Source organism: Streptomyces sp. NPDC055506, from assembly GCF_053643595.1.
In genome coordinates, this window is sequence record NZ_JBSHKH010000084.1 from 16,139 (window position 1) to 31,716 (window position 15,578).

At 70.9% G+C, this 15,578-nt stretch carries 10 protein-coding genes and 1 tRNA gene (1 of these 11 cut by a window edge); 6 read left to right on the forward strand and 5 right to left on the reverse strand.

Annotation, left to right across the window (positions count from 1 at the left end; genetic code table 11):
• Positions 1-2 precede the first annotated feature (2 nt).
• From ACWIF2_RS27175 to ACWIF2_RS27195, 5 genes are all read right to left on the reverse strand, one after another.
• Positions 3-3,314, reverse strand: a complete 3,312-nt coding sequence (locus tag ACWIF2_RS27175) for a sensor histidine kinase (RefSeq protein ID WP_454363312.1) — start codon at positions 3,312-3,314, stop codon at positions 3-5.
• A 377-nt stretch (positions 3,315-3,691) separates the two neighbouring features.
• On the reverse strand, positions 3,692-4,267 hold the full coding sequence (locus tag ACWIF2_RS27180) for a GTP-binding protein (RefSeq protein ID WP_104781463.1): 576 nt from the start codon (positions 4,265-4,267) through the stop codon (positions 3,692-3,694).
• The gene (locus ACWIF2_RS27185; protein WP_053668780.1) at positions 4,248-4,643 is read right to left on the reverse strand and encodes a DUF742 domain-containing protein; all 396 of its coding nucleotides are present in this window, start codon (positions 4,641-4,643) and stop codon (positions 4,248-4,250) included. The genes ACWIF2_RS27180 and ACWIF2_RS27185 overlap by 20 nt, the downstream gene beginning before the upstream one ends.
• 110 nt (positions 4,644-4,753) lie before the next feature.
• Positions 4,754-5,167 carry a roadblock/LC7 domain-containing protein gene (locus ACWIF2_RS27190; RefSeq protein WP_030231800.1) on the reverse strand — a complete coding sequence of 138 codons (414 nt, stop codon included), beginning with the start codon at positions 5,165-5,167 and terminating at the stop codon, positions 4,754-4,756.
• A gap of 9 nt (positions 5,168-5,176) precedes the next feature.
• The gene (locus tag ACWIF2_RS27195; RefSeq protein ID WP_454363314.1) at positions 5,177-9,058 is read right to left on the reverse strand and encodes a nitrate- and nitrite sensing domain-containing protein; all 3,882 of its coding nucleotides are present in this window, start codon (positions 9,056-9,058) and stop codon (positions 5,177-5,179) included.
• A gap of 600 nt (positions 9,059-9,658) precedes the next feature.
• Between ACWIF2_RS27195 and ACWIF2_RS27200 the strand changes: the two genes are divergently transcribed.
• The 6 genes from ACWIF2_RS27200 to ACWIF2_RS27225 form a co-directional block, all read left to right on the forward strand.
• Complete coding sequence (locus ACWIF2_RS27200; protein ID WP_382496991.1) at positions 9,659-9,850, forward strand: hypothetical protein; 192 nt, start codon at positions 9,659-9,661, stop codon at positions 9,848-9,850.
• A 173-nt stretch (positions 9,851-10,023) separates the two neighbouring features.
• Positions 10,024-10,800 (forward strand): fumarylacetoacetate hydrolase family protein, encoded by a 777-nt coding sequence (locus ACWIF2_RS27205; protein ID WP_399023332.1) that lies wholly within the window; start codon positions 10,024-10,026, stop codon positions 10,798-10,800.
• Positions 10,793-12,277, forward strand: coding sequence for a glutamate--tRNA ligase (gene gltX, locus ACWIF2_RS27210; RefSeq protein WP_454363316.1), 1,485 nt, complete (start codon positions 10,793-10,795; stop codon positions 12,275-12,277). The genes ACWIF2_RS27205 and gltX overlap by 8 nt, the downstream gene beginning before the upstream one ends.
• 169 nt (positions 12,278-12,446) lie before the next feature.
• Positions 12,447-14,666, forward strand: coding sequence for a FlgD immunoglobulin-like domain containing protein (locus ACWIF2_RS27215; RefSeq protein ID WP_454363318.1), 2,220 nt, complete (start codon positions 12,447-12,449; stop codon positions 14,664-14,666).
• A 29-nt stretch (positions 14,667-14,695) separates the two neighbouring features.
• Positions 14,696-15,427: an HAD family hydrolase gene (locus ACWIF2_RS27220; RefSeq protein WP_454363320.1), complete on the forward strand. Its 732-nt coding sequence runs from the start codon at positions 14,696-14,698 to the stop codon at positions 15,425-15,427.
• Between the two features lie 94 nt (positions 15,428-15,521).
• A tRNA-Glu gene (locus ACWIF2_RS27225) sits at positions 15,522-15,578 on the forward strand (it continues 153 nt past the right edge of the window).

The following is a 15,578-nucleotide window of genomic DNA, read 5'->3' on the forward strand; positions in this document are numbered from 1 at the left end:
CACTAACGCTCCTGGTTGTAGGTGCTGTCAGGACCGAAGCCCTGGCCGTTCGTTTCACTGCCTGCGTTGCGTCCGCGTTCCACGCCGCGGCGCAGGTTGCTCAGCCTGCCCCGGACGTCCTCCGGGGCGCGGGAGACCTGGGGGCCTCCCTGGGGGGTGCTCTCGGCGGCACCCTCGATCAGGTTGGCCTTGGGTACCCGCCTCGGCAGACCGGAGGAGGTGACCCCGCCGGCCCTGGGCTTCCGGAGCTGCGAAGCCTGCTGCCACCGCTCGTCGTTCGCCGAGCGCCAGTCGCCGTCGCCGGTGCTCTCCGGGGTGGAAGCCGGAGGCTCCTGGCTCGTGTGCCGTGCGCCGCCCGTGCCGTTCGCACCGCTCGCAGTGGATCCGCGGCGGGGAAGTCCCGCGTCGGTCATGGAGTGGGCGGCGGAGTGGGCCGGTCCCGGACGGTCGAAGCCTACGCGGTCCTGCTCACTTGCGTCAGCGGCCTGCGCAGATTCCGTTTCCTGGGCCTGAGAAGGGTACTGGCTCGGGTAGCCGTTCTGGTAGCCGTCCTGCTGCGGCCAGTCGTCCTGGTGACGACGCTGCTCGAAGGCGGCGAAGCTGCCGGGCGCGCCCGCACCCGGCGCCGAGGGCTCCTGCTGGGCCGGCTCCGCATAGGAGGGGTCCGGGTAGCCGCCGTTCGGCGAGAAGGTGTCGTTCTGCGGCACGCCGCCGTTCGGCGCGAAGTACTGCTCGTCGTACGCGGGGCGCTGCGGCTCCTCGTACGCCGTGTGCCGCTGGTCCTCGTACTGCGCCTGCTGGTCCTCGTACGTCGGCTGACGGTCGTACGCGGAGGGCTGCTGCTGGGGGTAGCCGGTCTGGCCCGTGTCGTAGGCCTGGCCGGTGTCGTAGCCCTGCTGCCCGTTGAAGTCCTCGGGGTACGCGTGCCCCTCGTCGGGGTCCTGCTGGTTCCGACCGGGCAGGGCGGGCTGCTCGTGCGACTGGGCCTCCAGGGCCGCCCTGCGCTCCTCGCGCATCAGGGAGCGGCCGACGGGGTCCAGCTCACGTATGTCGTCGGGGACCTCGGAGTAGCGGCTGTCGTCGAAGCCGAGCTCCGCTGCCGTGCGCATGGGCTGCTGGTTGAAGTTCTCGCCGCCGAAGTTCTGCTCGGGGATGATCTGCGAGACGGTGAACTCGTCGCGGTCCACGTGCTGCTCGCCGCCACCACCGTGGGTGATCGCGTCGGGCAGCATGACCAGCGAGGTCGTACCCGCCTGCTCGCCCGAGGGACGCAGCTGGACGCGGATGCCGTGCCGGTCGGACAGCCGGCCGACCACGAACAGGCCCATGCGCTGCGAGATCGCGGCGTCCACCGTCGGCGGGTTGGCCAGCTTGTGGTTGATGTCCGCGAAGTCCTCGGCGGTGAGGCCGATGCCCTTGTCGTGGATCTCGATCATGACCCGACCGTCGGGGAGACGGGTGGCGGTCACGCGAACCTTGGTCTGCGGGGAGGAGAACGTCGTGGCGTTCTCCAGCAGCTCGGCGAGCAGGTGCACGAGGTCGGTCACGGCACGGCCGTGGATCTCGGCCTCCGGGACACCGGACAGCTCGATGCGCTCGTACTGCTCCACCTCGGAGGAGGCGGCGCGCAGCACGTCGACCAGCGGCACCGGCTGGTCCCAGCGGCGGCCGGGCTCCTCGCCCGCGAGGACCAGGAGGTTCTCGCCGTTGCGGCGCATACGGGTCGCGAGGTGGTCCAGCCGGAAGAGGTTCTCCAGCTGGTCCGGGTCGGCCTCGTTGTTCTCCAGGTCGGTGATCAGGGTCAGCTGGCCCTCGATCAGCGACTGGTTGCGGCGCGACAGGTTGGTGAAGATCGCGTTGATGTTGCCCCGCAGCAGGGCCTGCTCGGCGGCGAGCCGGACGGCCTCGCGGTGGACCTGGTCGAAGGCGCGGGCGACTTCGCCGATCTCGTCCGTGGTGGTGATCGGGATCGCCTGGACCCGGGTGTCGACGCGGCCGGGGTCGGTGCGCGAGAGCTGGTCGACCAGCATCGGCAGACGCTGCTCGGCGATGCCGAAGGCGGCGTTGCGCAGCTGGCGCATCGAGCGGCTCATCTGGCGGGCCACCGCGCCGGCCAGGATGAAGGCCAGGAGCAGGGCGACCACGACGGCGGCACCGGTGATGTAGGCGTCCTGCTGGGCGCCGTCGGCGATGTCGGACGCTTCGCTCACGGCCTTGTCGGCCATGTCCGTCTCGATCTTCTCGTACGCGTTGAACTTGAGCGTGTTGACCGCCCACCAGTTCTCGGCGGTGACGCCCTTCTCGGCGAGGGCGGCGCGGGCGCTCGGGTCGGTGCTCGGGAGCGTCGCGACGGCCGAGACCATCGTCGTCGGGTTGGCCGGCGGGGGCACGTAGTCCGGGTTCTTGGCCTTGGCCTCCCGGGCCATCGCGGCACCGTCGGCCTTGATCTTGGCCTCGGCCGCCTTGAGCTTGGCCGCGTCCTGCTCGGTGCCACCGCCGATGTACTCGCCCATGGCGATGCGCTCGAGGTAGGCGTACGAGGACAGGGCGATGCGCTGGCTGGCCAGGTTGCCGTCGTCCGGGCCCGGCTTGATCAGGATGTGCATGCCGATCGAGCGCTGCAGCGACAGGGCCGCCTTGGTGAGCTCGATGGCGTACACGGTCCGGCCGTAGCTGGTGATGTTGCCGGTGCCCAGGCCGAGCTCGTTGGCGAACTCCGTCAGCGGGTGGGCGACCTCGACGTAGCCCTCCTCGGTCTGCACACCCTTGAGCTTGGAGGTGTACGCGACCTGGCGCAGCGTCTGCAGCTTCGGCTCCAGCTTGCGGAACACCTCCAGCCGGCGCTCCAGACCGGGCTTGGCCGGCATGTTCTGGGCCGCGGCGTCGAAGTCGTCGGCCGCCTTGTCGGTGTCCTTGCGGAGCTGGGCGACGGTCGCCTTGTCCTGGGCGGTCTGCGCGCTGCCCTTCAGCAGGGGCGCCGCCGAGGTGTCGCGCTCGTTGTAGAGGGCGTTGGCGTACAGCAGGGAGGCGCGCACCAGACGCGCGGTGTTCTCCGCGTCCTCGGCCTCCTGCCAGGTGTCGATCGAGCTCTTCACCTGGAAGCCGCCCATGACGAGGCCGACCAGCACGGGTATGAGCAGGATCGCGTTGAGCCTGGTCGCCACGCGCCAGTTGCGCGGGGAGAGACGGCCGCTGCTCTCGGCAGGCGTGGCCGTCGGCTCCGAACCGGGCACGGGGGCGGGCGCCGCTGTGCGCGGCGGCGGGGTGAAGTTGCCCCGGGCCGACGGCTCGGGACTGTTCTTGCTTCGCCTCACTCGACCAACAACCTCTCGGCGGTCGGCACCAACGTTGTGCCGCAGTGTCTCAGAGCCCAACACGCCATCGACGGACGAGTGCGTCATTGACTATTGGGCAGTTCAGGCATTCCAGCACGACGACCTGCGCTCTTCCAAACAGTCCGAGGCAGGGATTCCGAGCGATGTAAGCCCCAGATAAAACGGTCATAAAGAGCGAGCCCCGCCAAAAGGCGGGGCGATTGTGCGCGCAGCGAGACCGGATGTGCGCGACGCGTGGCCGTACCACCCGATTCCTCTGCCGAAACGTTATGAACACCTTGGCCGACCGTGTCAAAGGACACAGCCGGCTCCGGTGTATCTACGACAACTGCCGTATGGTGTTTTCGAATTGGGTGCTACCTCAGCCGTGCCATCAAAGCGTGCTCGACCAGCGTGATCAGGGCACTCTTCGCATCGGCCCGGTGGCGGGCGTCCGTCGTGATGATCGGGGTGTCCGGCCCGATCTGCAGCGCCTCGCGCACCTCCTCGGGCTGGTAGGGCTGCTGGCCGTCGAAGCCGTTCAGCGCGACGACGAAGGGCAGGCCGCTGTTCTCGAAGTAGTCGACGGCCGGGAAGCAGTCGGCCAGCCGGCGCGTGTCCACCAGGACCACAGCGCCGATGGCGCCGCGCACCAGGTCGTCCCACATGAACCAGAAGCGGTCCTGGCCCGGCGTGCCGAAGAGGTACAGGATCAGGTCCTGGTCCAGGGTGATACGGCCGAAGTCCATGGCCACCGTGGTGGTGGTCTTGTCCCCGGTGTGGGTCAGGTCGTCGATCCCCGCGCTGGCGGAGGTCATGACGGCCTCCGTGCGCAGCGGGTTGATCTCCGAGACGGCGCCGACGAACGTGGTCTTGCCCACGCCGAAGCCGCCTGCCACCACGATCTTCGCGGACGTGGTGGAACGCCCCGCGTCAGAGCTTGCGAAGTCCACTGAGCACCCTTTCGAGCAGTGTCACGTCCGGTGCGCCGGTGGCGTCGTCGCCGCCCGGCTGGTGGATCGCGACGAGACCGGCCTCCGCGAGGTCCGCGACGAGGATCCTGGCCACACCCAGCGGCATGTTGAGCAGCGCCGAGACCTCGGCGACCGACTTCACCTCACGGCACAGGTGGCAGATGCGCTGGTGCTCCGGCAGCAGCCCCATGAGTGCCGCGGGGTCCGCGGTCGTGCTGATCAGAGCCTCGATGGCCAGCTGGTAGCGCGGCCGCGTCCGGCCGCCGGTCATGGCGTAAGGCCGTACCAGCGGCTGGTCGCCCTCGTCCTCGTACGGCTCCGCGTACGGATCATGAGAGGCGGGGGGCGGGGTCATGGGTCCTCCGGGCGGGACAGCAAGTCGGTCAGTCGAGCCGTCTGACGGGGCCTGTGTGGGGTGTGTGGCGGCCGGACGGTGATGTGGTGAGACGGGTGGTGCCGGGCCGTTCAGTGGAGCAGACTGCCTTGGAGCTCAGCTCGCAGGTCGGGGGTGAGGACCGCGCCCGCGCGGTCGACCAGGAGCGCCATCTCGTAGCCGACGAGGCCGATGTCGCATTCGGGGTGTGCCAGGACGGCCAGCGACGAGCCGTCCGAGACGGACATCAGGAACAGGAACCCCCGCTCCATCTCCACGACCGTCTGCGCGACGTCGCCGCCCTCGAAGATCCGGGAGGCGCCTGCCGTCAGGGACGTCAGGCCGGAGGCGACGGCCGCGAGCTGGTCCGCGCGGTCGCGCGGGAAGCCCTCCGACAGCGCCAGGAGGAGACCGTCGGCGGACACGACGACGGTGTGGGACACCCCGGGGGTGTTGTCCACGAAGTTGGTGATCAACCAGTTGAGGTTCTGTGCCGCCTGGCTCATCGGACTCAACTAACGCTCCTGCTGGTGAGAGGGTCGAGGGAAGCTGCCGGTCTGGGTGGACCCGGCCTGACGACCCTGTGCGATACCGCGACGGAGATTGGTCAGCCGGCCCCGGACGTCATCGGGCGCCCGGGAGATCTGCGGACCACTCTGCTGCGCCGGCTGCTGCTGAGCCGTGCCCGCGACGAGGTTCGCCCGGGGCACACGGCGCGGCAGGCCGGAGGTGGTGACACCGCCCGCGGCGGGCTGGCGGACGCGCTCGGCCTGGCGGCCGAGATCGTCGTTGGGTGAACTGCGCCAGCCGGCGGGGGCGGACGACCGCTGCGGACCGGTGGGTCCCTGCGGTTGCTGCGGGGCCGGAGCCGAGCCGTTGTTCTGCGGCTGCCGCTCCTGCTCCTGCTGGCCGTGTTGGCCGTGGAACCAGTTGGTCTCCAGTGTGTCGTACAGCGGCGTCCGACCGTCGCCCGGACCGGAGGCCGGCGGCAGGGCCTCGGGCTCCTGCCGGGCGGGCCGGGCCTGCGGGGCGGGCGGACGCGGGGCGCCGAAGTCCGCCGGGCCCCGGCCGCCGTTGACCTGCGGCCGCTCGAACTGGCCCGTGCCACCGGGGTCGGCCGGGGTGGCCGGACCCGGAAGGGTGGGCCGGCCGGAGCCGCCGTCCTGGCGAGGTGCCGGGTACTGGCTGGTGGAGCCGTTGTCCTGGCGCTGCGCCGGATACTGGCCGGTCGCCCCGTTGTCCTGGCGCGCCACGGGGTACTGGCTGCCGCTGTTGTCCTGGCGGGGCGCCGGGTACTGGCCCGTGGAGCCGTTGTCGTAGGACTGCGGGGCCTGCGGCGCCGGGTACTGGCCCGTCGTGGACGACGGGTCGCGGTGGCCGGCCGGGGAGCCGAAGACGTCCGGGCGGACGAACTGACCCGGGTCCTGCGATCCGTTCGTGCCGGTGGCGAACTGGTCCGAGTGCTGAGGGCCGCCCATGCCGAAGTCGGTGGGAGAGCCGGGGCCCTGGCGGTCGCCGGGCACGGCCGGGATCTCCGCCGTCGCGCCCGGGCCCTGCCGGTCGTCGATCCGCGGCATCTGGGACGTACGGGAGACGTCCTGCTCCTCGTGACCACGCGGGGCGTCCAGCGAGGCACGCGGCACCGGCGGCTGGGCGTTCTCGTCGCTCCAGCTCGGCACGCGCGGCTGCTGGTCGCCACCGGGCAGCTCGGCCCGCGGACCGCCGCGCGGCGGCAGCTGCGGCCGACGGCCCTGGCCCTGCTCGGCGTTGCCGCCCGGGCGCTGCGAGCCCCGGCCCCCGCCGAAGGCGTCCTGGCCCTGCGGCCCGTTCGTGCCCGCGGCCTGCAGGCCCTGCGGGGCACCCGGGGCCTGCCCGAACCCGGCACCGGCCGGAGCCGGACGGCCCTGCGGGGGCGCGGAGGGAGCACCCTGATCGAACAACGACGGGGACTTCTCGGGACCCTGGGGTCCGCGCGCTCCGCCCGGGGCTCCCGGACGGCCGCCGTCCGCGTCCCGCCCGGGCAGCGCGGCCCGCGGGCTCTGGCCCGGACCGAGCCGGCCCGCGCCGGACGCGGCGGCACCGAAGCCACCGCCACCGGAGGGACCCGCCCCGAGCGCGCCGCCGCCCTGGCCGGCACCGGCGCCACGCCGGGCCGCTGCCACACCGGCGGCGGCCTGCGCGGCGGCCGGACCGCCACCGCCGAGCGGCGGCTGGCCGGGCTGCTTGGGCTGGGGCTTCCTGCCGCCCTGGGCGACATCGACGGGCAGCATGACCAGCGCGGTCGTACCACCGGAGTCGGACGGGCGCAGCTGGATGCGGATGCCGTGCCGCTGCGACAGACGGCCGACCACGAACAGACCCATGCGGCGGGAGACGGAGACGTCCACCGTCGGGGGAGAGGCGAGCCGCTCGTTGATCGCGGCCAGGTCCTCCGGCGACAGGCCGATACCGGTGTCGTGGATCTCGATCAGCACCCGGCCGTCGGGCAGCGCGTGACCGGTGACCTTGACCTTGGTCTGCGGCGAGGAGAACGAGGTCGCGTTCTCCAGCAGCTCGGCGAGCAGGTGCACGAGGTCGTTGACGACCCGGCCGGCCACTTCGGTGGTCGGCACGGCGGCCAGCTCGATGCGCTCGTACTGCTCCACCTCGGACGCGGCGGCGCGGAGCACGTCGACCAGCGGGACCGGACGAGTCCAGCGGCGGCCGGGCTCCTCACCCGCGAGGACGAGGAGGTTCTCGCCGTTACGGCGCATGCGGGTGGCGAGGTGGTCGAGCTTGAACAGCGAGGACAGCTGGTCCGGGTCGGCCTCGCGGGACTCCAGCTCGGAGATCAGCGACAGCTGGCGCTGGATCAGACCCTGGGAGCGGCGCGAGAGGTTGGTGAACATCGCGTTGACGTTGCCCCGCAGCAGGGCCTGCTCGGCGGCGAGGCGGACCGCCTCGCGGTGCACGTCGTCGAAGGCCGCGGCCACCCGGCCGATCTCGTCCCGGGAGTGCACACCGACCGACTCCACGGACGTGTCGACGTCCTGCGGGTCGGACTCGGACAGCTGCTTGACCAACTCGGGCAGCCGGTCGGAGGCGACCTTGGTCGCGGTCTCCTCCAGGCGGCGCAGCGAGCGGATCATGGAGCGGGCCACGACGAAGGCGCCGACCAGCGACACACCGAGCACGATCAGGATCAGCGCACCGGAGATGATCGCGTCGCGCTCCGTGGCGCTGCGCAGCTCGCGGGCCTTCTGTTCCATCTCCTCGAGCAGGGTGTGCTCGATGTTCTTCATCTGCTGGATCTTGGTGGAGCTGTCGTCCAGCCAGTCGCGGTAGGACCGCTTGTCCTGCTGGGCGAGACCGCTCGCGGAGACCAGGGCACGGCCCGCGTAGGTGTCGGTGGCCTTGATCGTGGAGTTGCCGCCGTCCTCGATCGGCTTCAGCAGCTCGGCGGCGGAGTCCTCGCCGTAGATGCTCTTGAAGCTGCGGATCTCGGACTTCTGGCTCTCCAGGGACGACTCGGCGTAGAGCCGGTCGTTCGGGGAGAGCTTGCCGGTCGTGGTGTTGCTCGCGGGCAGCGCCGCGGCGAGGGCCGCGCGCTGGATGGAGGAGTACTCCTTGGCGGAGGAGAAGGCCGCCAGTGCCCGGGTGCGCTGGATCATGTCCGGGTTGCTGGTCGCCTCGGCCATGTCCTGGGAGAGGTCGATCAGGTTCTCGATCAGACGGTGGTACGCCTCGATCGTCTGCGTGGAGTTGCCCTCGGAGGCGTAGGCGCCCTTGCGGATCTGCTCCAGGTCGCCCAGCTCGCCGGCGAGCTGGATGAGGTACTCGCGGACGCCCTTGAGGTTGCCGTCCTTGCTGGCGCTGTCGATCTGCTCGGAACTGTCGAGGAAGTTCTTCCTCGCCCGGTCGGTCTTCTCGCGAAGACCCTTGACCGTGAAGTCGGTCGCCTTGCCGCCGTGCGCGAGCGGGCCGGCCGACTGGTCGCGCTCCTCCTGGAGCGCGGCCGACAGCTCGGTGGCCTGCTTGGTCATGTCCGTCAGCAGCTTCATGTTGTCGAGCTGCTGGATGTCGTCCATGGACTGGTTGATACGCAGCGCGCCCAGCGAGGTGGCCGCGACCACCGGGAGGGCGAGCAGCGAGACCAGTCGGGTGGAGATGCGCCAGTTGCGCAGGGCTATTCGCGGGCCGGGGCCGGTGGGGCCCGTCGGCGGCTTCAGCGCCGGAGACGGATTCGAGGCCCCCGAGGGGGCCGATGGACCGGATCGCCCGGAGTGCTCACCGCCGTCGCCGGCCGAGCCCGGGTTCTGGGCGTGCTGGGGCGCGGGGCCGCCCTTCATGGCGCCAGTCCCGCCGTGCGGCTCCGGCTCCGCCGAAGCGCTGCCATCCCTCTTGAAACGTCCCTGCACTAGCGTCGCAACCTCTGGACCAGGCACCCCGTCGCGTCAGCGGCGGAGCACGGTGTCGGCGTTCTGGGGACGCCCTGAGTACGCCCCCGTGGTGGTCGTGAGTGACCGGCGCTGGCTCCCCCTTCTCGCCGCCACTCGGCGCGTCTGTGCGCCCCCTGTGCGCCGGCTCGATCCTGCGGCGGTCCGTGAGATTCCAGCACAGCACAGGATCTCCAACAAGGCCCGTAGGCCAGGCCGTGACATAGGTGACACCACGTGAGGGCCGGATCACCGGTCGTAGAAAGTGAGTTCGTCCATTTCGGACGTAAGCCCGCGAGTCGCAGGGCCATGACGGGTGTCCCAGTCGCCATGATCAGGAGCGGAATGATGGCTTCAGGGGGCCAATGTCCGTTTCGTGGGGGTGGGGCATGAGTCCGGATTGACCGATTCGGACTCTGATTCGTGAGGAAACTCACATGCTGATCATGGCCCCTCCGCGATTGGGCCGGGAATCCCGTGTTTAGCCTGACGCTTTACAGCGATGGCAAAACCGACAACCCGCGCCCGGTGCGAGGTCCGAGGACCCGCCCGGCGCCGTCACAGGACAGGGTCAAGTAAACAGTGAAGACGACGACGATGTTCCACAAGATCGCCAACCCGCGACGCACGACGCTGGCGCACTTGGACGACGCCGACGAACTGCAGACGCCGGAGCAGCCGGAGCACAGCGTCGATCTCCCCGCGCAGACCGCCAACCCCAAGCGCACCATCCTCACCGAGGTCCCCGTCGCGGCCGCCGCGGCCGCGGTGTGACACCAGGTAGTACGCGCACCGGCCGCCGACTGCTCAAGGCGGCAGGACACGAACATCGAGGGCGCCCTCCGACAGCGGGGGGCGCCCTTCATATTGAGCACGGCGCGGACACCCGCCCGCGTTAGCCTGGAGCGTCAGACTCCAGCCGCTTCAGTCAAGGGGCCAAGCATCCCGTGCGCATCGCCAGATTCTCCATCGACGGGAACGTCGCCTTCGGCGCCATCGAGGGCGAAAAGCAGGACGAGCTCGTCCTGGACATCATCAAGGGCATCCCGTTCGCGGACTTCGAACTCTCCGGTACGAAGGTCCCGGTGAGCAAGGTCAGGCTGCTGCCCCCGGTGCTCCCCAACAAGGTCGTGGCCTTCGGCCGCAACTACGCCGAGCACGCCAGGGAACTCGGCAACGAGGTCCCCGACGCCCCCTTCGCCTTCTTCAAGCCCTCCACCTCGGTGATCGGCCCCGGCGACGACATCCAGTACCCCTCCTTCTCCGAGGAACTGCACCACGAGGCCGAGCTGGCCGTCGTCATCGGCCGGATGTGCCGCGAGGTCCCGCGCGAGCGCGTCCGGGACGTGATCTTCGGGTACACCTGCGCCAACGACATCACCGCCCGCGACGTCCAGCGGCGCGAGAAGCAGTGGGCCCGGGCCAAGGGCTTCGACTCCTCCTGCCCGCTCGGCCCCTGGGTGGAGACGGACCTGGACCCGGCCGACCTCACCATCCAGCTCACGGTCAACGGCCAGCAGCGCCAGCTGGGCCGGACCAGCGAGATGATCCACTCCATCGAGGACCTGATCGTCAACATCTCCGAGGCCATGACGCTGCTCCCCGGCGACGTGATCCTCACGGGCACCCCGGCTGGGGTCGGCCCCCTGAACGTCGGCGACGAGGTCGCCGTCACCATCGAAGGCATCGGCACTCTCACCAACAAGGTTGTCAAGCGTGGCTAGCGCACCCGGCACTCCCGTACGCGTCCGTTTCTGTCCGTCGCCCACCGGTAACCCCCACGTGGGCCTGGTGCGCACCGCCCTGTTCAACTGGGCGTTCGCCAAGCACCACCAGGGCACTCTGGTCTTCCGCATCGAGGACACCGACGCGGCCCGCGACTCCGAGGAGTCGTACACCCAGCTGCTCGACTCGATGCGCTGGCTGGGCTTCGACTGGGACGAGGGCCCCGAGATCGGCGGCCCGCACGCGCCGTACCGCCAGTCGCAGCGCATGGACCTCTACCAGGACGTCGCGGCCAAGCTGCTCGACGCCGGCCACGCCTACCGCTGCTACTGCTCCCAGGACGAGCTGGACACCCGCCGCGAGGCCGCCCGCGCCGCCGGCAAGCCCTCCGGCTACGACGGCCACTGCCGCGAGCTGACCGACGCCCAGGTCGAGGAGTACCGGGCCCAGGGCCGGGAGCCGATCGTCCGCTTCCGGGTGCCCGACGAGACGATCACCTTCACCGACCTGGTCCGCGGCGAGCTGACCTTCACCCCGGAGAACGTCCCGGACTACGGCATCGTCCGCGCCAACGGAGCCCCGCTCTACACGCTGGTCAACCCGGTCGACGACGCCCTGATGGAGATCACCCACGTCCTGCGCGGCGAGGACCTGCTCTCCTCCACCCCGCGCCAGATCGCCCTGTACAAGGCGCTGACCGAGCTGGGCATCGCCAAGGAGATCCCCTCCTTCGGGCACCTGCCCTACGTCATGGGCGAGGGCAACAAGAAGCTCTCCAAGCGCGACCCGCAGTCCTCCCTCAACCTCTACCGGGAGCGCGGCTTCCTCCCCGAGGGCCTGCTCAACTACCTCTCCCTGCTCGGCTGGTCCCTCTCGGCCGACCAGGACGTCTTCTCGATGGACGAGATGGTCGCGGCGTTCGAGATCTCCGACGTGAACCCCAACCCGGCCCGCTTCGACCTGAAGAAGTGCGAGGCCATCAACAGCGACCACATCCGCCTGCTGGATGTGAAGGACTTCACCGAGCGCTGCCGCCCCTGGCTTCAGGCCCCGTTCGCCCCCTGGGCCCCGGAGGCCTTCGACGAGACGAAGTGGCAGGCCATCGCGCCGCACGCGCAGACCCGCCTCAAGGTGCTCTCCGAGATCACCGACAACGTCGACTTCCTGTTCCTGGCGGAGCCGGTCGAGGACGAGGCCAGCTGGGCCAAGGCCATGAAGGAAGGCTCGGACGCCCTTCTGCGCACCGCCTGCGAGAAGCTGGAGGCCGCCGACTGGACCTCCGCCGAGTCGCTGAAGGAGGCCGTCCTGGCCGCCGGTGAGGCCCACGGCCTCAAGCTCGGCAAGGCCCAGGCCCCCGTCCGCGTCGCCGTCACCGGCCGCACGGTCGGCCTGCCGCTGTTCGAGTCCCTGGAGGTCCTGGGCAAGGAGCGGACCCTGGCCCGGATCGACGCGGCGCTGGCGAAGCTGGCCGCGTAACGCACCACACACCACGAGGGCGGCGTCCGCTTCGGGCGCCGCCCTCGTCGTGTCCGCCCGGCCGTCACCCGGAGTTCACCCTTCCAGCCAACTCCGGCTTCCCGAGGGGACATTGGATGTCCCCTGTGCACACGGTGTGCGTGTGCGCCCTGGTACAGGGGGAGGGAACATGAGCCGTTCACGAAGACTTGTCCACGCGGCCGTCGGCGGGGTGGTGGCCCTGTCCTGCACCGTGCTGCCGGCCGCGCCCGCGCAGGCTGCACCCGACGTCGAGGCGCCGGTCGGCACGGTCCGGCTCGCCACCGAGAAGCGCGTCACCGTCGACTACCCGTGGGCCGGCGCGTCCGGCTTCCAGTACCGGCCGGGAACCACCTCGGTCACCACGGTCGACTACCCCGACACGGTCCCGCCCGCCCACGCCGGGCCCGAGGACCTGGCCAGCGGCACCGACGTCGTGAACACCCGCAACGGCCAGACCGTCACCCAGAGGCACCGCTCCACGGGCGTCACCGCCACCGTCACGATCCCCTCCGGCCACGCCTACCGGGCCGCCGCGGGCTGGAGCGTGCTGACCATGGACGGCACCGGCGCCCTGCATGTCCTGCGCGCCGCCGCCGACGGCACAACCACGGACACCCCGGTCACCGGCTTGCCCACCGGCGCCCGGCCCGTCCACTACCGCCCCGGCGGCTCGGTCGGCCGCCTCGCGATCGTCTACGTCCTGGACGACAAGACGTCCGTGGGCCTGATCGACCTCTCCGACGGCGCCTTCCGCACATACGTCACCAGCGATGCGGCGGCCCCGCAGCTCGCCTTCAACGACCGCTGGCTGGTCGCCGACTGGAAGGCGATCCGGGTGGACGCCGAACCCGGCACCGAGCCCACCGCCCTCACCAGGACCGACGCCCAGCTCGAAGCCGTCGTCGGCGACCAACTCCTGCTCGGCAACCCGACCTTCGTCCTGGGCGGCACCGAGGCCGCGCTGACCGCCCGCTCCCTCGTCACGGGCGCCTCGAGCACCGTGCTCACCTCGTCCTTCGGCGGAATCGGCCCGACCCTGGACGGCGGAGCACTGGCCACCGCGGGCCCCTCCAGCCTCGACTGGGACATCCACCGGATCACCCTCACCGGCAGCGGCGGCCTCACCACCACCAAGGTGGCCCGGGTCCCCGCCGCCGCGACCGGAGTACAGGGACTGGCCGTCGCCGGCGGCGAGTTGTTCCTCCACGGCGCGACACCGGGCGCCTCGCTCCGCTACAGCGGCTTCCAGCTGGCCTCCGACGGCCGTCCCACCGGTGAGCAGACTCGCCGCAGCCCTGCCATGACCGCCCCCACCTGCCTCTCCGGCGACGCCGCCTGCCCCCAGCTGGAGGCCCTGGGCGACGGCCGGGTCGGCCAGCTGTGGACCGACGGGACGGGCCAGGAATCCGTCGTCAACGTCGGCCTCGACACCACCACCACGCTCAGCGAGCCCACGGACGGCGACTCCGGCGGCCGGATCGGCGGCAGCTCGGGCCGCTACCTGCTCTACAACGGCGCCTCCGGCAAGCAGCGGGTGGTCGACTTCCCGCGCGGCGCGACCGGCGGCGAGACCACCCTCACCCGCGACCGCACCGCCGCCGCGGTCTGGGGACAGACCCTGTGGACCCCGGGCAGCACCCAGGGCGCGGTCACCGGCCGCAACCTCAAGACCGGCACGACCACCACCATCGCCACCGGCGCCCCCTGCACCCCCACCGACATCCAGGCCGTCAACACCTGGCTGTACTGGTCCTGCGGCACCTCGGCGGGCGTCTACGACCGGGCCACGAACCGCAAGATCACGGTCCCGGCCGACATCGGCCCGGCCCGCCTCGCCGACGGTTTCCTGCTCCGCGAGAACCGCACCACCCACGACCTGCTGCTCACCGACTTCCACACCGGTACGGCCACCACCCGCACCCTGGTGAAGCTGCCGGCCGCCGACCAGAACACCGGCGGCAGCAACGGCCGCTGGGCCGTCGACCGCTTCGGCGGCCACATCGCCTACCTCAACGGCACCTACGGCGAGGTGTCGATCGTCACCAGCGGCGTCCCCACCTCACCGCTCGCGCAGACGGAGGCCCAGGTCTACTCGCCGTCCGTGATCGGCAGATCGTTCCCCTGGTCACCGGTCTGGCAGCTGAACAAGCCGTCCACCTGGACCCTGACCCTGACCACGGCCTCCGGCACCGTCGTCCGCACCCTGACCGGCGCCTCCACCGGAGCCGCCGTACGCCCCGCCTGGGACGGCACCACCGACACCGGCGCCGGAGCCCCGTCCGGCGGCTACACCTGGAAGCTCAGCGCCCGCCCCCGCGACGGCCAGGGACCGGACCTCACGCTCTCCGGCACGATGACCCTGGGCTGAGCGCGGGGCGAGGTGGGTACGGTCGCACCATGAGCATCCAAGCCGTGGTCTGGGACGTCGACGACACCCTCTTCGACTACACCAGCGCCGACCGCCTCGGCATGCGCGCCCATCTGACGACCGAGGGCCTGCTCGACGACTACGACACCGTCGACCAGGCCCTCGCCCGCTGGCGGGAGGTCACCGATCTGCAATGGGCGCGCTTCGCGGCGGGGGAGGCCACCTTCGAGGCCCAGCGGCGCGACCGCGTACGGGTGTTCCTGGGCCAGGAGCTGACCGACGACGAGGCCGACGCGTGGTTCCGGCGCTATCGCGCCCACTACGAGGAGGTCTGGACCCTCTTCCCGGACGTCCTGCCCGTCCTCGACGCCCTCGCCGCCAGCCACCGGCACGCCGTGCTCTCCAACTCCAGCATCCACGTCCAGGACCACAAGCTGCGCGTCCTCGGCGTCCACGACCGCTTCGAGAGCATCCTGTGCGCCGCCGAGCTCGGCGTCTCCAAGCCCGAGGCCGGCGCGTTCCTCGCCGCCTGCACGGCCCTCGATCTGCCGCCCCACCAGGTCGCCTACGTCGGTGACCACCCGGAGATCGACGGGCGGGGCGCCGCCGACGCCGGGCTGCTGTCGGTGTGGATCGACCGCGGCGGCATGTACGCCACGATCGAGCCGCCCGTCGGTCCGCACCGCATCGCCTCCCTCGCCGAACTGCCCTCTCTGCTCGGCACGGATAGTCGTTTTGGAGCCCCGTCCACCTTCAGGTAATGTTCTTCCTGCGCCGCGGGGAGCGGGCCGGAAGGCAGGAACCCCCAGGCGCACAACTAGAACAAGAACCCCCTCAGGGGCTTGCGTTCCAGTGGCCTATGGTGTAATTGGCAGCACGACTGATTCTGGTTCAGTTAGTCTTGGTTCGAGT